This is a genomic window from bacterium (assembly GCA_030583725.1).
Classification (GTDB): domain Bacteria; phylum Patescibacteriota; class Microgenomatia; order UBA8517; family UBA8517; genus JAUYMM01.
This window is the reverse complement of the sequence record CP129472.1, coordinates 442,547-461,746: the sequence shown is the minus strand read 5'-3', so window position 1 is coordinate 461,746 and position 19,200 is coordinate 442,547. Positions and strand designations below refer to the sequence as shown.

Here is a 19,200-nt window from a genome sequence, read left to right as displayed (position 1 = left end):
ATGCCTACAGCAAACCAACTAGTAAAATACGGTCGAAAATCAAACAAGAAAAAGTCTAAAACAACTTCTTTAAAAAAGTGGTTTAACGCCAAAGATAGAGAGTTTGGCGAAAATTCATCACCCTTTAAAAGAGGTGTTGTATTAACAGTTAGAACTCAAACACCTAGAAAACCAAACTCAGCGCTTCGTAAAGTTGCTAGAGTTAGACTCTCAAACAAACAAGAGGTTACTGTTTATATTCCAGGTGAAGGCCATGAATTGGCAGAGCATTCTGTTGTTTTGGTTAGAGGTGGAAAAGTTAAAGATTTGTCTGGTGTAAAATATACAGTAGTTAGAGGAAAACTTGATACAACAGGAGTATCTGGTAGGCAAACATCAAGAAGTAGATATGGGGCTAAGAAAAATCAGGGAGGAGCTAAGTAAGCGGAAGCTTATTTCGGACAAAAATATGCCAAGAAAAGGACCAGCAAGAAAAAGATTAGTTGAAGTAGATCTTGTTTATGGAAGTAGGTTAATTGCAAAACTTATAAACAGGAGTATGTATGATGGCAAAAAATCAGTTGCTCAAAAAGAAGTTTATAGAGCTCTTACTTTAATTGAACAAAAAACAAAAGAAAATCCCGTAACAGTATTCGATAAAGCAATTGAGAACATCCAACCAGAAATGGAAGTTAGAGCCAAAAGAGTTGGTGGAGCCGCATATCAAGTTCCAATGCAAGTTAGGGGTGAGAGAAAAGAATCATTGGCTATTAGATGGCTTGTCAACGCAACGAGGGCAAAATCAAATTCAGAATTTCATACCTATGGTGAGAAACTTGCTCAAGAACTAATGGACGCTGCAAAAGGTGAAGGCGGAGCAGTAAGAAAGAGACAAGAAATGGAAAAACAGGCTGATGCGAATCGTGCTTTCTCACATTTTAAATGGTAGAAGTCGTATTTTCGACCTTTTCTTCATATCATTTTTGTTTGCATGACTCCTTCGGGACAAGCCCTCGTCAAACAGATGCAAACATTTTAATTGAATTCACTACATAAACTGAAATCAAATTTTAGAGGGTGGAGAAAAAAGGTTTACTGATTGAATTTTAACCGAAGAGAGAGTAATATCGCTTCATTATGCCTATATCGTTTACTACATCAAGATCAACATCAGATCGTAAAAAGACATATGTTCCAAAAGGAGCTCAATCTGTTAGTGAACTGTCAGACTATAATGATATTAAAAAGAAAGACCTCGAAGTTGGGGCATCAGTTGGGGCGGGTTCTTCGGTCGAAAGGACTTGGGTTGATCCATCAACATGGACTTTTTTACATGGAGAAGTCGGAATTATAGCGAGATTAAAATTTAATCGAAGTAAAGAAGGTTGAAGATTTAATCCACTCCTGTTACAATCACTCTTGCTCCTTTAATGTGGAGTTTTTAGTTTGTTAATATAGAAATATGGCAGAGGAAAAAGCAAAAAAGTCAGCAATGGTTATGACGGCTACCAAAGACCGTAATGTTTCATTGGATAAAATTAGAAACTTAGGAATAATTGCCCACATTGATGCTGGTAAGACAACAACTACAGAAAGACTTCTTTTTGAGACAGGTAGGACTTACAAACAAGGTTCGGTTGATGACGGAACAACAGTTACTGACTGGATGGCACAAGAAAGGGAAAGAGGAATTACTATTGTTTCTGCGGCAATCACAGCCTTTTGGGATTTAAAGGAAGATTCTTCAGTTGAAAAGGGTCACTACAGAATAAATTTGATTGATACCCCGGGTCATATTGATTTTACAGCAGAAGTTGAGAGATCCTTAAGGGTATTAGATGGTGCTTTAATGGTCTTTGATGGAAGAACGGGAGTAGAATCTCAGTCTGAAACTGTTTGGAGACAAGCAGACAAATATAATGTTCCAAGAATTTGTGTTTTAAACAAACTTAATCTAATTGGAGCTGATTTTGATGGTTCAATTAAATCTATTCGTGAAAGATTAAAGGCCAATGCTTCACCTGTTACCTATCCAATTGGTCAAGAACACGCTCATCGAGGCGTAATTGATTTAGTTAAAATGAAGGCTTTAACTTATAAAGCTATAGAAGATCCAAAATTGACAGAAGAAGAAATTCCTGCAGATCTTTTAGAAACTGCCAAGAAGTACAGACAAGAGTTGATTGAAAGTGTTTCTGAATTTGACGACGAGGCATTGGCAAAATACTTAGAAGGTCAAGAGCCAACAGAGCTAGAGATTAAAAGAGCAATCAGAAAAGGTGTTATAGCTGGTAAATTCTTCCCAGTATTTGGGGGTGACAATAGATCAGCAGAATCACAACTTTTACTTGATGGTGTTGTTGAATACTTGCCATCTCCTATCGATATTCCAGCAATTGAAGGAACAAACGCAAAAACAGGAGAAGTTGAAACACGAGAGAGAAGAAATGACCAACCATTTTCAGGCATTGCCTTTAAAGTAGTGACTGACCCCCATGTCGGTCGTTTAGTCTATGTTAGAGTCTATTCAGGGGTCTTAAAGACGGGTCAAACAGTATATAACGCAAATAAGCAAATTAGTGAAAGAATTGGAAAATTGGTTTTACTTCATGCAGATCAGAGAGAATTAATTGAAGAAGCATATGCGGGAGAAATTGTTGCTGTTGTTGGTATTAAGGATACAACTACGGGACATACTATTTGTGACCCTGCACACCCTATTCATTTGGAGTCAATTACTTTTCCGGAACCTGTCATTTCACTTGCAATTGAACCTGCTACAAAATCAGATCAAGAAAAAATGGGTTTGGCATTAAACAAACTTTCAGACGAGGATCCAACGTTTAGAATTAAGAGTAATCCTGAAACAGGTCAAACTATCATTGCAGGTATGGGTGAACTTCAACTTGAGGTATTGGTAGATAGGATGAAAAGAGAGTTTAACGTCATAGCCACAACTGGAGCGCCACAAGTTGCTTATAAAGAAACAATTAAGAGAAATGGTGATGGTGAGGGTAAGTATATTAGACAAACTGGTGGTCGTGGTCAGTATGGTCACTGTTTCATTAAAGTTGAGCCTAGAGGCAGAGGTGAAGGTTTTGAATTTAAGTCAGAAATTAAAGGTGGTGCAATTCCACAAGAATATATTCCTGCAATTGAAAAGGGTGTTAAAGAAAAACTTGAAAACGGAATTATGGCAGGCTATCCAATGGTTGATATCAAGGCAGTTGTCTATGATGGAACTTTCCACGATATCGATTCGTCAGAAATGTCATTTAAGATTGCGGGATCTTTAGCTGTTGAAGATGCAATAAAGAAAGCTGATATGTGCCTACTTGAGCCAATTATGAAGGTTGAGGTCTTTACCCCTGCAGAATATATGGGTGATGTTATGGGAGACCTTTCAAGTAAAAGAGCACAAATTTCAGGAACAGAAGAGAAAATGGGAGAAACAGTTGTTTATGCAACCGCACCACTAGCTGAACTTTCAGGTTATGCAACAAAGTTAAGGTCTCTAACACAAGGTAGAGCTAGAGCTTTCGTAGAACCATCACACTATGAAGAGGTTCCATCTCATATTGCCGCACAGATTGTAGAAAAAGCTGGAAAAGTCGAAATGGCAAGAGGATAAAAAAAATTTATTTAACTTACTCTCACGACAACACCCTTTGAAGATCTTAATTGACCCCTACCATCTGTATACGACGATATAGTTCGTGTACCTGCTAATCTTTTTGCCTCCTCAATATCCATACCTGGCCAAGAGTTACCAATGCTTTCATTCTTACCTTCGGAGAGATAACTCATTATTTTTCTGAGAAACGTTGGACCTTTAAAACCGTCTGGTAGTATTCTAGTGTAAACAATAACTTGATAACCAGGTTCTCTTTCCATATTTTGGTTATTTTAACACATACTTAATTTAAGTTGCAATTCAAATTTGGGTGTTGACACTTTTTACTAGCTTCAACTATAATACAATCTCTTGAGGCAAAGATATGCCTCTTGTTTTTTGAGAGAGAAAAAACTATAATACAAAAACTATGGCAGCAGACGCAAAACAAAAATTTGATAGAACAAAAACCCACTTAAACATTGGGACAATTGGTCACGTTGATCACGGCAAGACCACATTAACTGCAGCTATTACTACAGTACTTGCAAAGAATTTCCCAGGTGGAGTAAATAAAGCTTACGCTTTTGATCAAATTGATTCAGCTCCAGAAGAAAAACAAAGAGGAGTTACAATCAATATTTCCCACGTTGAATATGAAACAGACAAAAGGCATTATGCTCATATTGATGCTCCAGGTCACGCAGATTACATTAAGAACATGATTACAGGTGCAGCCCAAATGGATGGAGCAATCTTAGTTGTTTCAGCTCCAGATGGACCTATGCCTCAAACAAGAGAACACGTAATTTTAGCAAGACAAGTCAATGTTCCGTCTTTGATAGTTGCATTAAACAAATGTGATGCAATGGATGATCCAGAACTTCTTGAGTTGGTTGAAGCAGATATTAGAGAATTGTTAACAAAGTATCAATTCCCAGGAGCAGAAACCCCAATTGTTAGAGTTTCAGCACTTAAGGCTCTTGAAGGTGATGCTGAAGCAGAAAAGGGTATTTTAGAATTAATGAAAACAGCAGACTCATATATTCCAGATCCAGTAAGAGATACAGAAAAACCATTTCTTATGCCTGTTGAAGATGTTTTCTCAATTTCAGGTCGTGGAACAGTTGTCACAGGTAGGGTTGAAAGAGGAGAAATTAAAGTCAACGAAGAAATTGAAATTGTAGGTATCAAGGATACACAAAAAACAGTTGTCACAGGTCTTGAAATGTTTAGAAAACTTCTTGATTCTGCAATGGCTGGTGACAATGTTGGTGTACTTTTAAGAGGTATTGACAAGGAAGCAGTTGAAAGAGGTCAAGTTTTAGCAAAATCTGGTTCAGTTACACCTCATACAGAATTTGAAGCAGAAGTTTACATCCTATCTAAGGACGAAGGTGGAAGACATACACCATTCTTTACAGGATACAAACCACAATTCTTTATTAGAACTTCAGATATTACAGGTGAAGTTAAACTAGCTGAAGGTGTAGAAATGGTTATGCCTGGAGATAGTGCAAAAATGACAGTTAAACTAATTGTACCTGTAGCTATGGAAGATGGTTTGAGATTTGCAATTCGTGAAGGTGGACACACAGTAGGCGCAGGTGTTATCACAAAAATTATAGCCTAATCCATCCCATTATTTATCAAGTAACCGCCTAACGGCGTCGCACATTATGCAAAGACTTAGAGTTAAGCTAAAAGCTTACGATCATAGAGTAATAGATGAGGCAGCATCAAAGATTATAGATGTCGCCCTAGCTTCAGGTGCTAAAATTTCTGGACCAACCCCACTCCCAACTGATAGGACCTTGATGTCCGTTAAAGAATCTCCATTTACAGATAAAGATGCTCAAGAACATTATGAAGTTTTAATTCATAAAAGACTAATTGATATAATTGACCCAACCCCAAGAACAGTAGATTCATTAGGCAATATGGATCTTCCAGCAGGTGTCTCCATAGAAATTAAGATGTAAGAGTGGTGTGGAAACTAGGTATAATTTTATGAATCTTCAATTCTACGAGCAAGTTCTTCGACAGCGTCAAATCTATCTTGAAGATCACGACCTTCTGTGATTCGTTTTGTTAACTCCTCAATAGTTGGTCTAATTTCATCCGGAGCTTTACCCCTGAGACTAGATTCGATATAGTTTTTAAGATTTTCCATTTGAACATCTCGTTGATGTCGCTCTTCTCTTACAACCCCCACGGCGCCAACAGCAATTCCTAATCCTACCGCCGGTGGAAAGATAACTCCAGCTCCAAGTAGTATTCCTGAGGCCACTGCTATCCCAGCATTCTCTTTAGTTACGTGTATTCGTTCTGCTGGCATTTTTAAAATATTATCGTATTTTTAATCTTGTCTGTTCTGCCTTTATTTCTAAATAATTCTCTAACCCATCTGAAGTAAAGTCGCCTTCTCTTGTAATTATAACTGGAACTTGGCGAACCCCTGTCTCGTCTTGGACTGTTTCACCTTCCACTTTCATTTCTCGAAATTTAATCCCAGCTAGCCGTAATCTTTCAGTCATTTCATCACTAGATTGCCCACTATTCACTATAACTAAAGCTTCAGGTGCCATTAGTAATAAAATACCACTCAACAATCTTTACAACAATAACCAAAAAAACAACTTTATATTAATTCTATGTTATCATTTCAAAATGACTATAGAATTTGAAGGGGTTGATCCACTTCTTGATCTTTTTAAAAGAGTCGGAGCAGTCTATACCAATGGTCATTTTGTCTACACTTCAGGACTTCATGGATCAGTATATGTAAATAAAGATGCAATGTACTTGCACCCCATGGAAACAACTATGGTTTGTAGAATGTTTGCCGAAAGACATCAGTATCTGGATATAGATGTTGTAGTTGGTCCAGCAGTTGGTGGAATAATTTTATCTCAATGGACTGCATATCATTTAACTCAGCTTAAAAGCAAAGAGATAAGTGGGGTTTATACGGAAAAGGATGAACTTAATGATCAAGTTTTTAGACGAGGATATGGTGAAATGGTAAAAGGCAAAGATGTTTTAATAGTTGAAGACATAACAACAACGGGTGGTTCTGTATTGAAAGTTGTTGAAAGTGTTGTTAAAGCTGGTGGAAGGATTACAGCGGTTAGCACTATGGTTAATAGAAATCCTGACGGAGTTAACTCTGAGACGTTGGGTGTTCCATTTTCTTCGCTTTCCAATTTAAAAGCCGAGTCATATCATGAAAAAGATTGCCCTTTATGTGAACAAAATATACCAATTAATTTACAAATTGGTCATGGAAAAAAGTTTGTTGAAAGTAGAAAACAGAATTAGTTAACTTCTTATCTTTGATATAATACAATTTATGGAAAAAACAGTAGGGTTTCCAAGTAGACCTGATTTTATAACATATTCATTTGAAAACTTTGGCCAAGTTATTAAAGTTTCGGCAGATTTAGAGCCAGAAGTGTTTCCATACAAAGTTGTAGTTCCACTTGATGGAAACTTTTTTCAATCTATCTATCACCGTGTTTATTGTGGCAAAAATACAACATCAGCAGATTCTGGTATTTTGATTGAACGCGATGCTGTTATTGGTACAAACGACGCAGGAGAGTTAATGATTAGTAATAAGGTTTTTGAAGGTAGTGAATACGAAAGCTTGACTGATAAAACTCAGAAGGAGATGCATCAACATGTTAATACATTGAAGTCAATTCCTTTTCCAGCGGGTTGGAGGACATTTGCACATATACATTCACATCCGTTAGATGATGTAGTAAATCATCTTCTAAGTTATTTTTCGAAAACGATTCCAAAAGTTAACGGCGTTCCTGTTACTTGGACTTTAGGAGATTTCCAAAGTCTTTTAATTAGCGCAGCTTTAGGCCATCAAGGACTTACAACATCGGGTCTTATTACTCAGTCACAATTAGGTTTAATGGTTGCATCAAGAACGACAATCGAAGCATTAAAGTCGCCCTCTGATGAACTTAGAAAAATTATTGAATCAAAGAAACGTACAAGCGACCCACCATACAAACTTTTTGAAAAATATGGGGTTATATTATATGGTGGTAATCACTTTGGAAGACAAAAGGGAGAAATGCAATTGCAACGACTGATCTAGTGTTTAGTGCGTAAAAATATCCAATTTCAATCCATGTTCCTTCTGCAGGTGCAGTGCCTGGGTTTGCAATTAAAATTTCTAAAGAAACAAATATATCTTTTGAAAACATGCTTGGGGTCGGTGATAGTACAAGAGATTGGAAATTTATTGAGCTTTGTAAGTTTGTTTCAGCTATGGGAAATTCACAAGAAGAGTTAAAAAAACTTGTCTTGTCTAAAGGAAGTAATAATTCATATATAGCTCCAAGTGTGGATGAAAATGGAATAATTGATGTATTTAAACACTTTAGTCTTATTTAAATATAAGAAATTTAATTACAATTTTTTCTGTAATGTTATCGCCTGTAGTTATACTTTGGCAGTAGTCGAAGGGTTAATAGGTAATAAAGTAAAAAGTTACTTTAAGATTGGAAAAAGATCACTAATAGCATCCTTGAAATTGAAAGTTTGATAGCATAACATCTCAGTTCTAAAACTAACTCCAATTTTATTTCCCTCTTTCACAACACCAAAGTTTTTAAGTAACTCAGCATCTTCTTTTGTAGCAACCATCATTTTATCTCCAGTCTTATCAGCTTGTCTTCCTTTTCTCCAACAGTAGTCGTTATTAAATCCAATTATAGTTGAGATAAACAAAATAAAGACAGTCGTAGTTAAAAACATTAAAGCTATCTTTTTTGACAATTTATAAAGGAAGTAAGAAAAAATAGAAATTGCAGTCAAGATAATTAAATGAAATAAGAAATTAGATGCAAAAAAATAAGTAACAAACAATAATATAAACCAAAATATAGTTGAGAGGGTTAATACTAGATACAAAGGAAAAGATAACTTGTCGTTATTTTTGAATAACATTTTATAAACTACAAATATATTTATACTCAGTGAAAATACAAAAAGAATAAATATAAAAATCTCAGAAGAAAAAATTTCCGGGAAACCATCATTTTTAATTCCAGAGAATATAAAATAAGCAAAACATAAACTCAGAAGTATATTTAATATGCCAAGAATTTTGTTTTTAAGCACAAAAGAATTATAACACAGGATCAAAAGTCACTAAACACAACATCCTTGTACCGATTCACAATAGATATATCTTTACTGGATCTATTTAGATTAACGACTAATTGTGTAGCGCTCTGAGTTTGGATATTGCTTCTTTAACTGTTCCAACTACATGGCCAGTTTTTTTAACAAATTCTATAGACCAAGATACTCTGTCTTTGTTCCAAATAATTATCAAGTTGTTACAAAAGTCCCCAGCTTTTTTAGTGTTTAGTGCGTAAAAATATCCAATTTCAATCCATGTTCCTTCTGCAGGTGCAGTGCCTGGGTTTGCAATTAAAATTTCTGAGTTTTTGATTGCAGTTAAATCTTGAGGGAAAAATGTTTCTGATGAAGATTGATCAGAATCTGTATCAGGATCATAAAATTTAAAACCTTTTATTTTTTTAACTATCGACCTCCTTGGATCATATTGATTTCCTGGTCCTGCTAAATATACCTACGGATTCATACATTTGGATTATACAATATCTTTAATCAAAGATTTTAATATGTGTGTTGAATTTCAAAAAAAGAGAGAGTAATATTTGGCAATGTCGGGTAAACGTTATTTTTGGCAAGGCGGTGGTGGAATGAGCTCTGGAATAATAGCACATGTTGCAAAAGGTGTACGGGACAGTCTATCTACATATAAAGAAAGACAAGATCGTTCTAGAAAACCCTTTATATTACTAGTAGAAGGTATGTTAAGTCGTGGAGAACAACCACCTCCAACATTAATTGACAAAATGAATAAATACAAAGCAGAACTTGAGGCTGAACAAAAAGGTGGTAGGACTGAAGCAAGAAGTTAAAACTTTATAAAACCATTGCTTGATACAAGTCATATAGTTTGATCTGATTCACCATCAGAAATGATTATATTGAGTAATTATTAAAATTCCAATTAGTTATTAATTTATTTTACCCAATTTGGTTTTCCTTCAACAATTACTCCAACCTTTTCAAGTGCGAGTATTACATTTTCTGAAGCTTTAAGTCTAGTTTTAACTTCCTCTAAATTTTTAGGGTCAATAGGGCTTACTTCTGATTGTAATTTTCTGCTTTGCTGTTCCCATATTAATTCTGCTTGTTTATCAAAACTTTCTGCTTCTGGAACAACGTACTTAACTGTATCTGGCAAAATTGCATTGAATTCTTTGCTTGTTAGTATTTGAATTGATTTGTCTAAGTTACCTTTCATATCTTCCCACATTAACCATTTAAAAGTTTGTTCTGAGTCTACAATTACATCTTTACCTTCTTTTGCTAATCTATATATAACTTTGTGAAGTTCTAAACCTAAAATTCCATAATAATCAAAATTAGGATCATTACCTCCAATTTCCTTTAATCTTGCAAGACTCTTTTTCTTTTCATCTGAAACAGGCCAGTTTTGTGGATGAGTACCATCAATTAAAATAGCTTCTGGATTATCTTCATGAAGTTTATTTGAAAGGTAAGTTTTGCCTCCACCATCTGGACCAATTAAAACTGTTACTTTTCCATAGTCGGGTTGCCTCTCTAATAATTTTAACCTCTCGTTATTATTATCTGGCATTTTTTGATTAAAATATTTCGTATTTTACTTCTTTTGGAAATAACATTTGAAAAGGGTAGCCAACATAATTTCTTGATATCTTTCCACAATTTAGGTCCTTTAAAAATTTAATCATTTCTTCTGTGATTTTTGCTGGACTTTTGGTTGTATTTTTACCTTTATATTCAATTTCTACAAAGTTACCTAAATCTTTAATGGAATCAATAGAAATTTCGTAATCTTTGTATTTATATATTTTTCTTGTTTTATCTACAGTAACAATTGGTTTTATCTCAAGCGATTTGAATATTTTCTCTACTTGCTCCATATTTCCAACAGGAGTTTCATATTCGTCACAATAATGGCTTCTACCATTTTTATCATGATGCCAATTTTTGTAATTAATTGATTGTTTATCCGACGAATCTCGTAGCCTAAGCCACTCAACTACTGGTCTGACTTTTAAAAACTTACGATCTTTTGGGGAAAAGTATTTATCTACTTGATGTTCTTTGTTTATAAATTTTGCTTTTTCTCTAAGAAACTTATTTAGTCCTTTAATATTCTCAACCTGTACCTGGATCTCGATTTCCTTATTTTTCTTGTTGGACATATTTATATTATCTCAGGAATATTAAAAATCACAATTCTTGAATTTCAAAAAAAAAAGAGAGTACTATCTGTTGATAATAAAATGCAGGTAGTTTTTAATAAATTGAGAAAAATCCCTAACGAAATTAAGATTTCTCTCTTGGCTGGTTTAACAGGTTATTCAAAAGATACTGTTAGGTTGGCTTTAGAAAGTGCTGAAGCCAAAGAGGAATTATTAAGATCTCAATTAGAGGAAACTGTCGAAGAAGTTTTAGAAAAAAGGAAAGAAAAAGGTCAAAATAGTAGTGCTGAGAGAAGAGGTTAATTTTCTCTTCATTTAATTATTTGACCTTACCAAAGATACTTTTGGCATAACTGGTTTAGTTTTCTCATTGTTATCTGAACAAACAAGAGGATTGGTTCTTGCTAAATTGTTCCTTGCAGTGGCCAATGCTTGGGCTACTCCAAGTTGTGGAGTTCTAAGAATAGTTTTATCTCCAGGCTTTCCTGTGACAATAACAATTTCGTCATTAAATACGCTTGTTACAATTTCCATACCCGTCTTGAGCCTAAGTGTAGCATGAAAGCGTGGCTTGATACAAGTCATATAGTTTGATATAATTCACCAATAGAAATTATGGAGGTGTATTTAACAAGATAGCCTCAAGAAAGAATGCTAAAAGCAGGATAAGCGCTTTTACGGCGCTTTTATTTTTTTCTAAAACACGACACGCGGCAAATGAAAACATTATTTGGTACAAAAGGACAGATGACACAGACTTTTATAGACGGGTCTAGAGTTCCCGTGACAAAAGTAACACTTGGCCCATGTGTAGTTACCCAAATTAAAAATGAAAAGAATGATGGCTATTGGGCAATTCAACTCGGATTCGGAAACAGAAAAGCAAAAAACACTTCTAAACCACTTCAAGGCCACCTCAAATCAAAAGAAAAAAACTTTCCAAGATATGTAAGAGAAGTAAGAATGACATCAGAACCAAATTACAAAGTTGGTGATATCATTAATGTTTCTGATATCTTTAAAAAGGGTGATACTGTTTCAGTAACTGCTGTTAATAAAGGAAAAGGTTTTGCTGGTGGAGTTAGAAGATATAACTTTAGAGGTGGGCCAAAGACTCACGGACAAAGTGATCGCCACAGAGCTCCTGGATCAATAGGACAGACCACAACTCCAGGTAGAGTCTATAAAGGCAAGAGAATGGCGGGTAGAATGGGTGGAGTTCAGGTTACATTTAAAAATGCTCGTGTTGTTGATATAGATGCAGAAAACAATCAACTATTACTTTCAAGCCCAATTCCTGGAAGAGTTGGAATTTTCTTGACAGTTAATAAGATAAAATCTGGATCTTTAGATTTTGAACATCACGCAGTAGCCACAGTTGTTGAGGGTGAAAGCCCTGCTGGTGAAGAATCTAAGACAGAAACTGCCCCAGAAGCGGCAACAGTTTTAGAAGAGGCAAAGAACTAATATGAAAATAAAGACATATACATTAAAAGGTAAGGATACTAAAGAATTGGTATTACCAAAGATCTATGGAGTTGAGGTAACTGAAAGCTTACTTAAACAGGCCATTAGAGTCTATGAGGATGGAACTCATTTTGGTCTTTCTCGTGTTAAAACAAGGTCTGAGATTAACGCAACAAGGAAAAAGTTGTACAAGCAAAAAGGTACAGGTGGAGCAAGACATGGTGCAAAATCAGCACACATTTTTGTTGGAGGAGGCGTTGCTCATGGACCGAAGGGAGTTAAAAGGCAATTAAAACTTTCTGAAAAAATGAAAAAGCTAGCTTTAACAATGGCTCTTTCTAAACGTTTTAAGGCTGGAGATTTTGTTGTAGTAAATGGAGTAAACAAGTTTTTAAAAACAAATGGAGTTAGTGAAATGGTTGATAAAATTAAAAAAGACTTTTCAGTCAAGTCAAAGGTGGTATTTGTGATTTCTAAAGAAAATCAATCTTTTTCTAGATTTTTAAAAAATATTAAAGATTTAGAGGTGGTTCAATTTAGTTCATTAAATGCTTTTAAAGTATTAACGTCTCAATTAATTATTTTTGATAGTCAGTGTTTTGAAAAAGAGAAGTCCAAAAAATAATTATGAATATATGAACATTATGAATATATGAACATTATGAATATAAAACCAATATATACAGAAAAAAGTCTAAACCAAGCCAAAAACGGTCTGTATTCCTTTTGGTTTTTACCAAAGTTTTCTAAAAATCAGATAAAGGTAATTTTAGAAAAAGCATTTGATATTAAAATCAATGCTATCAAAACTCAAAATTACAAAAAGATGAAATCGAAAACAATGAGAGGAATAGTTAAAACGATACAAGCAAAGAAGAAGGTATTGATTACTTTAAAATCTGGAAAAATTGATTTATTTACAGAAAAGAAAAAATAAAAAAAAGAGCTTGTTGTTTAAAATGCAACTAAAATTATAAAAAATATGGCAAAACTAAAAATATTATTAAAGAAAAATTCAGGAAGAAGTAAGGGTAAAATTACTGTCCGTCACCAAGGTGGTAGGGCAAAAAGGTTTTTACGTATGATTGACTTTAAAAGAGTCAAAGTAGATATGTGGGCTAAAGTTGAGGCAATTGAATATGATCCAAATAGGAATGCAGATATTGCAAGGCTAGTCTATCAAGACGGTACGAGATCATATATAATAGCACCCGTTGGTCTAGTTGAAGGAATGAAAGTAATTGCATCAGATGATGCACCATTAGAAACTGGTAATTGTTTACCGTTGTCAAAAATTCCAGTTGGGACTTCAGTATACAATATTGAAATAAGACCGGGAAAGGGTGGACAAATTGCAAGAGGTGCAGGTATTGCAGCCTTTGTTTTTGGTAAAGATGAAACAAGTGTTTTAATCAAAATGCCATCAACTGAAATTAGAAGATTTGACCCACTTTGTAGAGCAACTATTGGCCAAGTAGGTAATGTTGATCATAAGAATAAAAAATTAGGTAAAGCAGGTGCATCAAGATGGAGAGGTATTAGGCCAACCGTAAGAGGTGTCGCCATGCATCCTAACGCTCATCCACATGGTGGTGGTGAGGGCAGAAGTGGAATAGGTCTTAAGTATCCAAAAACACCTTGGGGTAAAAAAGCAGTTGGAAAAACTAGAAATAAAAAGAAATATTCTAACAACTTAATAGTTGAAGGAAGAAAAAGAGGAGTGAGAGGATTAACGAAATAATTATATGTCAAGAAGTACAAAAAAAGGACCATACATAGACTTAAAGCTTGTTAAAAAGCTTGAGAAAGGTTTGGGCTTGAAAGAAAATCCAATTAAAACTTGGTCCAGAGCTTGTCAGATACCACCTGAATTTGTAAATAAGTATTTCCAAGTTCACAATGGCAAAGTTTTTATTGAGGTTTTTGTTAGTGAGGATATGGTTGGGCACACGTTGGGAGAATTTTCACCAACTAGAACATTTAAAGGGCACGGAGAAATTGTCAAACGTACAATGGACAAAACTTAAGGAGAATTATATGGAATATAAATCTGAACAAAAACATTTAATTATAAGCCCAAGAAAGGTGAGGCCAGTTGTTGACGTCATTAAAAAGATGACACCTTTAAAGGCACTTGAAAATTTACCTTTTATCAAAAAAAGAGCATCTGAGTATTTATACAAAGTTATAAAGTCAGCTGTGGCTAATGCCAGCCAAAAAGGTGCAGATGTTAATAGTTTGATTTTTAAAGAAATTCAGATAGGAGAGGGACCAAGGCTTAAAAGAGGCCAACCTGTTTCAAGGGGTAGGTGGCATCCTATAAAGAAAAGAATGAGCCATATCAAGGTTATTTTAGTAACCAAGAAAGTTGCCGAGGTTATCAAAAAGAAAGTAGTCAAAAAAGAATCTAACAAGATTGAGGGAAAAAGATCAAGTATGCTTAAAAAAACAGTTAAGAAAGAGAATAAAAAATAAAAATGGGACAAAAAATTAATCCAATTGGTTTTAGAGTAGGTAGAACAATAGGCTGGAAGTCTAGATGGTTTTCAGACAGTGGTGTTTACAAAGACCTATTACTTGAGGATATTAAAATCAGAAAGGAATTGATGAAAAAATTATCAATTGCAGGAGTTACCGGCGTTGAAATTGAGAGACAACCAAAAAGTATGTCAGTAATAGTTACAGTTTCAAGACCGGGAGTAGTTATAGGTAGAGGTGGATCTGGAATCGAAGATTTGAAAAAGTTTATAGTTTCAATTATTAATAATAAGCAACAAAAGATTGATTTAAAAGTTAACGAAGTTAAAAACCACGAACTTTCTGCACATTTGGTAATGGAAAGAATTGTTATGGACTTAGAAAAAAGAATTCCACACAGAAGGTCTGTTACTAAGGCAATGGATAGGGTTATGGCAGCTGGTGCAGGTGGAATAAAAATAGTTTTAGGTGGTCGTATCAATGGTGCAGAAATTTCCAGAGTTGAAAAATTCCACCAAGGGTCGGTCCCAACTCAAACATTAAGAGAAGATATAGATTATGCTGAAAAACCAGCCCTAACGAGAAGAGGATATGTAGGTGTCAAAGTTTGGATACATAGAAAGGAACAGGAATAATCAAAAAATTACTCCTTAAGGGGTAAATAAAAGTTTGTTCAAATAAAAAATAATGTTACAACCTAGAAGAGAAAAATTTACAAAAAGTTTTAGAGGTAGAAGAAGGGGTATGGCCCTTCGAGGTAGCGATATATCGTTCGGAGATTTTGGTTTAAAATCACTTGAAGTTGCTTGGATTTCTGCAGCACAAATAGAAGCTGCAAGAAAGGCAATAACCCATCACCTTAAAAGAGGAGGAAAAGTTTGGATTAGAATTTTTCCTGACAAACCAATATCAGGTAGGGCAGCCGGTAAAAGAATGGGTGGGGGTAAAGGTGAGGTTGAGAAACATGTAGCAGTTGTTAAACCAGGCAGGATTATGTTTGAAGTTGCAGGAGCACCTGAAAAGTTAGTAAAAGAAGCATTTATAAGAGCGGGTGCAAAATTACCTGTTGCTACAAAAATGGTAATTAAAGATTAAATAATATGAAGAAAAAGGAATTAAACGACATTAAAACAAAAACACAAGACGAATTAAAAAATCTTGTTTCTAAGAAAAAGCTTGAACTAATGAAAAATAAAGTTAAAATAGCTGGTGGAGACAATAAAAACTTAAAAGCAGGGTGGAAGATAAGAAAAGAAATTGCCCAAATTATGTCAATATTAAAGGTAATTAAATAATTATGAAAATATATCAAGGAAAAATAGTTTCAAACAAAATGGCAAAGACCTTAACGGTTGAGGTGGAAAGATTTTTGGCCCATCCATTGTATAAAAAGAGATTTAAACGAAGTAAGAAATATCAGGTACATAGCGAAAAGGAACATACACTTGGTGAGGTTATTAAATTTGTTGAATGCCCACCAGTTAGTAAATCAAAAAGATGGAAGGAGCTTGTAAAATAATATGGTTCAACTAAGGTCATATTTAGTACCAGCCGACAACTCAGGCGCCAAGAAATTGATGGTTATTGGTGTTCCCGGAAGGATAGGAAAAATTGCCAGTCTAGGTCAAGTCGTCTTATGTGTTGTTAAAGGTGCTGACCCAAATGGAGCGGTAAAAGATCACGAAAAAGTTAAAGTCTTGATAGTCAGAACCAGAAAAGAAGTTAAGAGATTTGACGGTACATATGTAAGATTTGATGACAATGCTGGAGTGGTCATAGACAAACAGGGCTTGCCACTAGGAACAAGAGTTTTGGGTCCAATAGCAAGAGAAGTTAAAGAAGCAGGATTTAATAAAATTGCATCTCTCTCAAGAGAGGTAGTTTAAGGAGAAATTAAAATTATGAAGTTTAAAAAAGGAGATACAGTTAAAATAACAGCAGGAAAAGACAAGGGTCGTGAGGGTAAAATTGAGGCAGTTTTACCCAAAATAAATGCTGTAGTTGTTCCTGAAATTAATATGTATAAAAAACATGTTAAGGGTTTTCAGGGTCAAAAGGGTGGTATTTATGACTTACCAAGACCTGTAAACACTGCAAAAGTTGCAATTATTTGCCCTAGTTGTAAAAAACAAACTAGAGTTACGTTTAAAATTGAAAAATCAACAAAGGTCAGAATTTGTGTCAAATGTAATAAGAATCTTGGCCAGTAAACTGGTAAACAAATATGAAAAAAAACGACTTAATAACAAAAAATACTAGATTACTAGCAATATATAAAAAGGAGGTAATGCCAGTACTTAAGGAAGAATTTAAAATTGATAATGTTATGGCAATACCAAGTTTAAAAAGAATAAACTTAAATGTTGGTATAGGTGATGTGCTAAAAAATAAGGATGTTAAGGAAAAATTGGTCAATGATTTTTCGTTAATCGCTGGCCAGAAGTTTTCAGAAAGGAAAGCAAAAATATCTGTTTCAGCATTCGCAGTCAGAGAGGGGATGGTAGTTGGACTTTCTGCAACTTTAAGAGGAAAGAGAATGTATGATTTTTTTGATAAATTTGTTAACATTGTACTCCCTCGTTTAAGAGACTTTAGGGGCGTTAAACGAACAAGTTTTGATAGAGAAGGTAATTACACATTAGGTTTGACAGATCATACTGTTTTTCCAGAAATAGATATTGCTAAAGCTGCACCAGCACATGGAATGGAAATTACATTTGTAACGAAGGCTGGTTCTGTCGAAAAAGGTATGAAATTACTAGAATTAATGGGTATGCCGTTTGTAAAATAAAAAATAATAATAACTAAAAGTAAATAAAATATGGCAAAAACATCAAAAATAGCAAGAGAAACAAAAAAATTAAAACATAAGACACAATATAGAAACAGATGTAAACTTTGTGGAAGACCAAGGGGATATATGAGAAAATATGGTCTTTGTAGATTATGTTTCAGGGAACACGCCTTAAAAGGTGAAATTCCTGGAGTTAGAAAGGCAAGTTGGTAAAAAATAAATATATGACGAACTATCAAATAGCAGATTTTTTAATACGACTTAAGAACGCATCAATGGCAAATCTTAAAGTGGTTGAAGTTGCGAAAACCAAGGTAATTTCTGCGGTTGCCAAAACTCTTAAAAAAGAAGGTTTTTTGGATACAGTTACTGAAAAACAAGGAGTTATTACTGTTACGTTATCTATTTTTAGAAAAAAACCGGTTCTGTCAAATGTAAAAATAATATCAAGACCTGGACTTAGAATATATAAAAACGTTGACGAGCTGGAGTCAATTAAAACACCTGAGATGTTTATTATAAGTACACCTAAGGGAGTTATGTCACATAAGACGGCAATAAAACAAAGAGTTGGGGGAGAGGTAATAGCAAAAGTAATATAGAAAGTTTATGAAAATCTTGTAGCATTTTGCTACGTAAACTATAAAAAATATGAGTAAAATAGGACAACTACCAATAACAATACCAGTAGGGGTAACCGTTGATGTTTCGGAGGGTTCAGTTAAAATAACTGGGCCCAAGGGTGCATTGGAAGTTTCATATGACAAACGTTTGATTGAGATAAAAGTTGAAGATCAAAAACTGGTGGTTTCTCTTAAAAAGGAGAGCAAGATTGGACGTTCCGTCTGGGGGACAATCAGAATGCTTCTTGCAAATAACATTGTGGGTGTGACAGAAGGTTGGAAAAAACAACTGGAATTAGTTGGAACTGGATATCGTTCGGAGGTACAAGGTGACACATTGGTTTTAACTGTCGGTTATTCACACCCAGTTAAAATTAAAGCACCTGACAACATAACCTTTAAGGTTGAGAAGAGCGTGATAAACGTTGAGGGAATTGATAAACAGGTTGTTGGCCAAATCTCTGCAGTTATCAGAAGTTCAAGACCACCTGAACCATATAAGGGTAAAGGGGTCAAATATGTCGGTGAAGTGATAAGAAGAAAGGCGGGTAAAGCAGCTAAAGCTGCGGCGTAATTATATGACATTTAACAAAAGAGAAATCAGAACTAGATCTAAAGTAAGGGCTGTTGTTGACAGGCCTAGGCTTTCTGTCCACAAATCAAATAAGTATCTATCTGCACAGTTAATTGATGATCAAAAATCAGTCACATTGGTTTCTGTTTCTGAAAAGAAACTTGGAAAGTTAGGAGAGTTAGGAAAAGATGGTTTAGGTAAAGCTAAAGAAATTGGTAAAATGATTGCTGAAAAAGCCATAAAATTAAAGATTAAAAAGGTAGTATTTGACAAGGGTGGTTATTCGTATCACGGCAAAGTTAAAGCCATTGCAGATGGTGCAAGAGAGGGTGGTTTGGAGTTTTAAATTATAGAAT

General features: G+C 34.6%; 35 protein-coding genes. 28 read left to right on the top strand and 7 right to left on the bottom strand.

The annotated features are described in order from the left end of the window. The 4 genes from rpsL to fusA all read left to right on the top strand — a co-directional run bounded on the left by rpsL (window position 1) and on the right by fusA (window position 3,610). Window positions 1-423, top strand: a complete 423-nt coding sequence (gene rpsL / locus QY322_02650; protein WKZ25266.1) for a 30S ribosomal protein S12 — start codon at window positions 1-3, stop codon at window positions 421-423. A 25-nt stretch (window positions 424-448) separates the two neighbouring features. After that, window positions 449-928, top strand: coding sequence for a 30S ribosomal protein S7 (gene rpsG / locus QY322_02645; GenBank protein WKZ26132.1), 480 nt, complete (start codon window positions 449-451; stop codon window positions 926-928). Between the two features lie 188 nt (window positions 929-1,116). Continuing rightward, the gene (locus QY322_02640; GenBank protein WKZ25265.1) at window positions 1,117-1,368 is read left to right on the top strand and encodes a hypothetical protein; all 252 of its coding nucleotides are present in this window, start codon (window positions 1,117-1,119) and stop codon (window positions 1,366-1,368) included. 109 nt (window positions 1,369-1,477) lie between these two features. Further along, window positions 1,478-3,610: an elongation factor G gene (fusA, locus tag QY322_02635; GenBank protein WKZ26131.1), complete on the top strand. Its 2,133-nt coding sequence runs from the start codon at window positions 1,478-1,480 to the stop codon at window positions 3,608-3,610. An 11-nt stretch (window positions 3,611-3,621) separates the two neighbouring features. Here fusA and QY322_02630 read toward each other — a convergent pair whose 3' ends face one another. After that, entirely contained in the window at window positions 3,622-3,873 is a 252-nt protein-coding gene (locus QY322_02630) for a hypothetical protein (protein WKZ25264.1), read from the bottom strand. Window positions 3,874-4,022: 149 nt separating this feature from the next. Between QY322_02630 and tuf the strand changes: the two genes are divergently transcribed. Beyond that, window positions 4,023-5,225 carry an elongation factor Tu gene (gene tuf / locus QY322_02625; protein WKZ25263.1) on the top strand — a complete coding sequence of 401 codons (1,203 nt, stop codon included), beginning with the start codon at window positions 4,023-4,025 and terminating at the stop codon, window positions 5,223-5,225. 46 nt (window positions 5,226-5,271) lie between these two features. Then, window positions 5,272-5,574, top strand: a complete 303-nt coding sequence (gene rpsJ / locus QY322_02620; GenBank protein WKZ25262.1) for a 30S ribosomal protein S10 — start codon at window positions 5,272-5,274, stop codon at window positions 5,572-5,574. 26 nt (window positions 5,575-5,600) lie between these two features. Here the strand turns inward: rpsJ and QY322_02615 are convergent, their stop codons facing one another. Next, the gene (locus tag QY322_02615; GenBank protein WKZ25261.1) at window positions 5,601-5,930 is read right to left on the bottom strand and encodes a hypothetical protein; all 330 of its coding nucleotides are present in this window, start codon (window positions 5,928-5,930) and stop codon (window positions 5,601-5,603) included. Between the two features lie 10 nt (window positions 5,931-5,940). Further along, the gene (locus tag QY322_02610; protein ID WKZ25260.1) at window positions 5,941-6,180 is read right to left on the bottom strand and encodes a hypothetical protein; all 240 of its coding nucleotides are present in this window, start codon (window positions 6,178-6,180) and stop codon (window positions 5,941-5,943) included. Window positions 6,181-6,262: 82 nt separating this feature from the next. On the opposite strand from QY322_02610, the gene QY322_02605 reads away from it, so the two are divergent. From QY322_02605 to QY322_02595, 3 genes are read left to right on the top strand one after another with little or no spacing between them, the layout of a single operon-like run. Continuing rightward, window positions 6,263-6,913, top strand: a complete 651-nt coding sequence (locus tag QY322_02605) for a phosphoribosyltransferase family protein (GenBank protein WKZ25259.1) — start codon at window positions 6,263-6,265, stop codon at window positions 6,911-6,913. A 31-nt stretch (window positions 6,914-6,944) separates the two neighbouring features. Then, window positions 6,945-7,709, top strand: a complete 765-nt coding sequence (locus QY322_02600; GenBank protein ID WKZ25258.1) for a hypothetical protein — start codon at window positions 6,945-6,947, stop codon at window positions 7,707-7,709. Between the two features lie 53 nt (window positions 7,710-7,762). Beyond that, a complete protein-coding gene (locus QY322_02595) occupies window positions 7,763-8,008 on the top strand; it encodes an HAD hydrolase family protein (GenBank protein ID WKZ25257.1) in 246 nt (81 codons plus the stop codon). 96 nt (window positions 8,009-8,104) lie between these two features. Here QY322_02595 and QY322_02590 read toward each other — a convergent pair whose 3' ends face one another. Beyond that, a complete protein-coding gene (locus QY322_02590) occupies window positions 8,105-8,737 on the bottom strand; it encodes a hypothetical protein (GenBank protein ID WKZ25256.1) in 633 nt (210 codons plus the stop codon). A gap of 572 nt (window positions 8,738-9,309) precedes the next feature. On the opposite strand from QY322_02590, the gene QY322_02585 reads away from it, so the two are divergent. Next, window positions 9,310-9,570, top strand: coding sequence for a hypothetical protein (locus QY322_02585; GenBank protein WKZ25255.1), 261 nt, complete (start codon window positions 9,310-9,312; stop codon window positions 9,568-9,570). A gap of 104 nt (window positions 9,571-9,674) precedes the next feature. On the opposite strand, the gene QY322_02580 is transcribed toward QY322_02585, so the two are convergent. Further along, window positions 9,675-10,316: a hypothetical protein gene (locus QY322_02580; GenBank protein WKZ25254.1), complete on the bottom strand. Its 642-nt coding sequence runs from the start codon at window positions 10,314-10,316 to the stop codon at window positions 9,675-9,677. Between the two features lie 7 nt (window positions 10,317-10,323). Next, window positions 10,324-10,908, bottom strand: a complete 585-nt coding sequence (gene cyaB, locus QY322_02575) for a class IV adenylate cyclase (protein WKZ25253.1) — start codon at window positions 10,906-10,908, stop codon at window positions 10,324-10,326. An 81-nt stretch (window positions 10,909-10,989) separates the two neighbouring features. Between cyaB and QY322_02570 the strand changes: the two genes are divergently transcribed. Continuing rightward, entirely contained in the window at window positions 10,990-11,211 is a 222-nt protein-coding gene (locus tag QY322_02570) for a hypothetical protein (protein WKZ25252.1), read from the top strand. A gap of 12 nt (window positions 11,212-11,223) precedes the next feature. Here QY322_02570 and QY322_02565 read toward each other — a convergent pair whose 3' ends face one another. Next, on the bottom strand, window positions 11,224-11,442 hold the full coding sequence (locus QY322_02565) for a hypothetical protein (GenBank protein WKZ25251.1): 219 nt from the start codon (window positions 11,440-11,442) through the stop codon (window positions 11,224-11,226). Between the two features lie 183 nt (window positions 11,443-11,625). Here QY322_02565 and rplC point away from each other — a divergent pair, with 183 nt between their 5' ends. The 17 genes from rplC to rplR are packed head-to-tail and all read left to right on the top strand — an operon-like array spanning window position 11,626 to window position 19,190. Next, window positions 11,626-12,375, top strand: a complete 750-nt coding sequence (gene rplC / locus QY322_02560) for a 50S ribosomal protein L3 (GenBank protein WKZ25250.1) — start codon at window positions 11,626-11,628, stop codon at window positions 12,373-12,375. A 1-nt stretch (window position 12,376) separates the two neighbouring features. Further along, entirely contained in the window at window positions 12,377-13,000 is a 624-nt protein-coding gene (gene rplD, locus QY322_02555) for a 50S ribosomal protein L4 (protein ID WKZ25249.1), read from the top strand. Window positions 13,001-13,036: 36 nt separating this feature from the next. Next, entirely contained in the window at window positions 13,037-13,312 is a 276-nt protein-coding gene (gene rplW / locus QY322_02550) for a 50S ribosomal protein L23 (GenBank protein WKZ25248.1), read from the top strand. Between the two features lie 45 nt (window positions 13,313-13,357). Continuing rightward, window positions 13,358-14,116 carry a 50S ribosomal protein L2 gene (gene rplB / locus QY322_02545; protein ID WKZ25247.1) on the top strand — a complete coding sequence of 253 codons (759 nt, stop codon included), beginning with the start codon at window positions 13,358-13,360 and terminating at the stop codon, window positions 14,114-14,116. A 4-nt stretch (window positions 14,117-14,120) separates the two neighbouring features. Then, window positions 14,121-14,402, top strand: coding sequence for a 30S ribosomal protein S19 (rpsS, locus tag QY322_02540; GenBank protein ID WKZ25246.1), 282 nt, complete (start codon window positions 14,121-14,123; stop codon window positions 14,400-14,402). A gap of 10 nt (window positions 14,403-14,412) precedes the next feature. Further along, complete coding sequence (gene rplV, locus QY322_02535; protein WKZ25245.1) at window positions 14,413-14,850, top strand: 50S ribosomal protein L22; 438 nt, start codon at window positions 14,413-14,415, stop codon at window positions 14,848-14,850. A 2-nt stretch (window positions 14,851-14,852) separates the two neighbouring features. Beyond that, the gene (gene rpsC, locus QY322_02530) at window positions 14,853-15,488 is read left to right on the top strand and encodes a 30S ribosomal protein S3 (GenBank protein WKZ25244.1); all 636 of its coding nucleotides are present in this window, start codon (window positions 14,853-14,855) and stop codon (window positions 15,486-15,488) included. 52 nt (window positions 15,489-15,540) lie between these two features. Beyond that, window positions 15,541-15,948 (top strand): 50S ribosomal protein L16, encoded by a 408-nt coding sequence (gene rplP, locus QY322_02525; GenBank protein ID WKZ25243.1) that lies wholly within the window; start codon window positions 15,541-15,543, stop codon window positions 15,946-15,948. A 5-nt stretch (window positions 15,949-15,953) separates the two neighbouring features. Further along, complete coding sequence (gene rpmC / locus QY322_02520) at window positions 15,954-16,148, top strand: 50S ribosomal protein L29 (protein WKZ25242.1); 195 nt, start codon at window positions 15,954-15,956, stop codon at window positions 16,146-16,148. 2 nt (window positions 16,149-16,150) lie between these two features. Beyond that, window positions 16,151-16,372, top strand: coding sequence for a 30S ribosomal protein S17 (gene rpsQ / locus QY322_02515; protein WKZ25241.1), 222 nt, complete (start codon window positions 16,151-16,153; stop codon window positions 16,370-16,372). 1 nt (window position 16,373) lies between these two features. After that, window positions 16,374-16,739 carry a 50S ribosomal protein L14 gene (rplN, locus tag QY322_02510; GenBank protein ID WKZ25240.1) on the top strand — a complete coding sequence of 122 codons (366 nt, stop codon included), beginning with the start codon at window positions 16,374-16,376 and terminating at the stop codon, window positions 16,737-16,739. A 15-nt stretch (window positions 16,740-16,754) separates the two neighbouring features. Further along, entirely contained in the window at window positions 16,755-17,063 is a 309-nt protein-coding gene (gene rplX / locus QY322_02505) for a 50S ribosomal protein L24 (GenBank protein WKZ25239.1), read from the top strand. Window positions 17,064-17,077: 14 nt separating this feature from the next. Further along, a complete protein-coding gene (gene rplE / locus QY322_02500) occupies window positions 17,078-17,644 on the top strand; it encodes a 50S ribosomal protein L5 (protein ID WKZ25238.1) in 567 nt (188 codons plus the stop codon). A gap of 30 nt (window positions 17,645-17,674) precedes the next feature. After that, complete coding sequence (locus tag QY322_02495) at window positions 17,675-17,860, top strand: type Z 30S ribosomal protein S14 (GenBank protein ID WKZ25237.1); 186 nt, start codon at window positions 17,675-17,677, stop codon at window positions 17,858-17,860. An 11-nt stretch (window positions 17,861-17,871) separates the two neighbouring features. After that, on the top strand, window positions 17,872-18,249 hold the full coding sequence (gene rpsH / locus QY322_02490; GenBank protein WKZ25236.1) for a 30S ribosomal protein S8: 378 nt from the start codon (window positions 17,872-17,874) through the stop codon (window positions 18,247-18,249). A 49-nt stretch (window positions 18,250-18,298) separates the two neighbouring features. Next, window positions 18,299-18,844: a 50S ribosomal protein L6 gene (gene rplF, locus QY322_02485; protein ID WKZ25235.1), complete on the top strand. Its 546-nt coding sequence runs from the start codon at window positions 18,299-18,301 to the stop codon at window positions 18,842-18,844. A 4-nt stretch (window positions 18,845-18,848) separates the two neighbouring features. Beyond that, window positions 18,849-19,190, top strand: a complete 342-nt coding sequence (gene rplR, locus QY322_02480) for a 50S ribosomal protein L18 (GenBank protein WKZ25234.1) — start codon at window positions 18,849-18,851, stop codon at window positions 19,188-19,190. The last annotated feature ends 10 nt before the right edge of the window (window positions 19,191-19,200 follow it).

What these genes read in the sequence shown, in the direction of transcription:
- rpsL (WKZ25266.1), top strand. Translation starts at nt 1, where the DNA reads ATGCCTACAGCAAACCAACTAGTAAAATACGGTCGAAAATCAAACAAG.
- rpsG (WKZ26132.1), top strand. Translation starts at nt 449, where the DNA reads ATGCCAAGAAAAGGACCAGCAAGAAAAAGATTAGTTGAAGTAGATCTT.
- QY322_02640 (WKZ25265.1), top strand. Translation starts at nt 1,117, where the DNA reads ATGCCTATATCGTTTACTACATCAAGATCAACATCAGATCGTAAAAAG.
- fusA (WKZ26131.1), top strand. Translation starts at nt 1,478, where the DNA reads ATGACGGCTACCAAAGACCGTAATGTTTCATTGGATAAAATTAGAAAC.
- QY322_02630 (WKZ25264.1), bottom strand. Translation starts at nt 3,873, where the DNA reads ATGGAAAGAGAACCTGGTTATCAAGTTATTGTTTACACTAGAATACTA.
- tuf (WKZ25263.1), top strand. Translation starts at nt 4,023, where the DNA reads ATGGCAGCAGACGCAAAACAAAAATTTGATAGAACAAAAACCCACTTA.
- rpsJ (WKZ25262.1), top strand. Translation starts at nt 5,272, where the DNA reads ATGCAAAGACTTAGAGTTAAGCTAAAAGCTTACGATCATAGAGTAATA.
- QY322_02615 (WKZ25261.1), bottom strand. Translation starts at nt 5,930, where the DNA reads ATGCCAGCAGAACGAATACACGTAACTAAAGAGAATGCTGGGATAGCA.
- QY322_02610 (WKZ25260.1), bottom strand. Translation starts at nt 6,180, where the DNA reads ATGGCACCTGAAGCTTTAGTTATAGTGAATAGTGGGCAATCTAGTGAT.
- QY322_02605 (WKZ25259.1), top strand. Translation starts at nt 6,263, where the DNA reads ATGACTATAGAATTTGAAGGGGTTGATCCACTTCTTGATCTTTTTAAA.
- QY322_02600 (WKZ25258.1), top strand. Translation starts at nt 6,945, where the DNA reads ATGGAAAAAACAGTAGGGTTTCCAAGTAGACCTGATTTTATAACATAT.
- QY322_02585 (WKZ25255.1), top strand. Translation starts at nt 9,310, where the DNA reads ATGTCGGGTAAACGTTATTTTTGGCAAGGCGGTGGTGGAATGAGCTCT.
- QY322_02580 (WKZ25254.1), bottom strand. Translation starts at nt 10,316, where the DNA reads ATGCCAGATAATAATAACGAGAGGTTAAAATTATTAGAGAGGCAACCC.
- cyaB (WKZ25253.1), bottom strand. Translation starts at nt 10,908, where the DNA reads ATGTCCAACAAGAAAAATAAGGAAATCGAGATCCAGGTACAGGTTGAG.
- QY322_02570 (WKZ25252.1), top strand. Translation starts at nt 10,990, where the DNA reads ATGCAGGTAGTTTTTAATAAATTGAGAAAAATCCCTAACGAAATTAAG.
- QY322_02565 (WKZ25251.1), bottom strand. Translation starts at nt 11,442, where the DNA reads ATGGAAATTGTAACAAGCGTATTTAATGACGAAATTGTTATTGTCACA.
- rplC (WKZ25250.1), top strand. Translation starts at nt 11,626, where the DNA reads ATGAAAACATTATTTGGTACAAAAGGACAGATGACACAGACTTTTATA.
- rplD (WKZ25249.1), top strand. Translation starts at nt 12,377, where the DNA reads ATGAAAATAAAGACATATACATTAAAAGGTAAGGATACTAAAGAATTG.
- rplW (WKZ25248.1), top strand. Translation starts at nt 13,037, where the DNA reads ATGAATATAAAACCAATATATACAGAAAAAAGTCTAAACCAAGCCAAA.
- rplB (WKZ25247.1), top strand. Translation starts at nt 13,358, where the DNA reads ATGGCAAAACTAAAAATATTATTAAAGAAAAATTCAGGAAGAAGTAAG.
- rpsS (WKZ25246.1), top strand. Translation starts at nt 14,121, where the DNA reads ATGTCAAGAAGTACAAAAAAAGGACCATACATAGACTTAAAGCTTGTT.
- rplV (WKZ25245.1), top strand. Translation starts at nt 14,413, where the DNA reads ATGGAATATAAATCTGAACAAAAACATTTAATTATAAGCCCAAGAAAG.
- rpsC (WKZ25244.1), top strand. Translation starts at nt 14,853, where the DNA reads ATGGGACAAAAAATTAATCCAATTGGTTTTAGAGTAGGTAGAACAATA.
- rplP (WKZ25243.1), top strand. Translation starts at nt 15,541, where the DNA reads ATGTTACAACCTAGAAGAGAAAAATTTACAAAAAGTTTTAGAGGTAGA.
- rpmC (WKZ25242.1), top strand. Translation starts at nt 15,954, where the DNA reads ATGAAGAAAAAGGAATTAAACGACATTAAAACAAAAACACAAGACGAA.
- rpsQ (WKZ25241.1), top strand. Translation starts at nt 16,151, where the DNA reads ATGAAAATATATCAAGGAAAAATAGTTTCAAACAAAATGGCAAAGACC.
- rplN (WKZ25240.1), top strand. Translation starts at nt 16,374, where the DNA reads ATGGTTCAACTAAGGTCATATTTAGTACCAGCCGACAACTCAGGCGCC.
- rplX (WKZ25239.1), top strand. Translation starts at nt 16,755, where the DNA reads ATGAAGTTTAAAAAAGGAGATACAGTTAAAATAACAGCAGGAAAAGAC.
- rplE (WKZ25238.1), top strand. Translation starts at nt 17,078, where the DNA reads ATGAAAAAAAACGACTTAATAACAAAAAATACTAGATTACTAGCAATA.
- QY322_02495 (WKZ25237.1), top strand. Translation starts at nt 17,675, where the DNA reads ATGGCAAAAACATCAAAAATAGCAAGAGAAACAAAAAAATTAAAACAT.
- rpsH (WKZ25236.1), top strand. Translation starts at nt 17,872, where the DNA reads ATGACGAACTATCAAATAGCAGATTTTTTAATACGACTTAAGAACGCA.
- rplF (WKZ25235.1), top strand. Translation starts at nt 18,299, where the DNA reads ATGAGTAAAATAGGACAACTACCAATAACAATACCAGTAGGGGTAACC.
- rplR (WKZ25234.1), top strand. Translation starts at nt 18,849, where the DNA reads ATGACATTTAACAAAAGAGAAATCAGAACTAGATCTAAAGTAAGGGCT.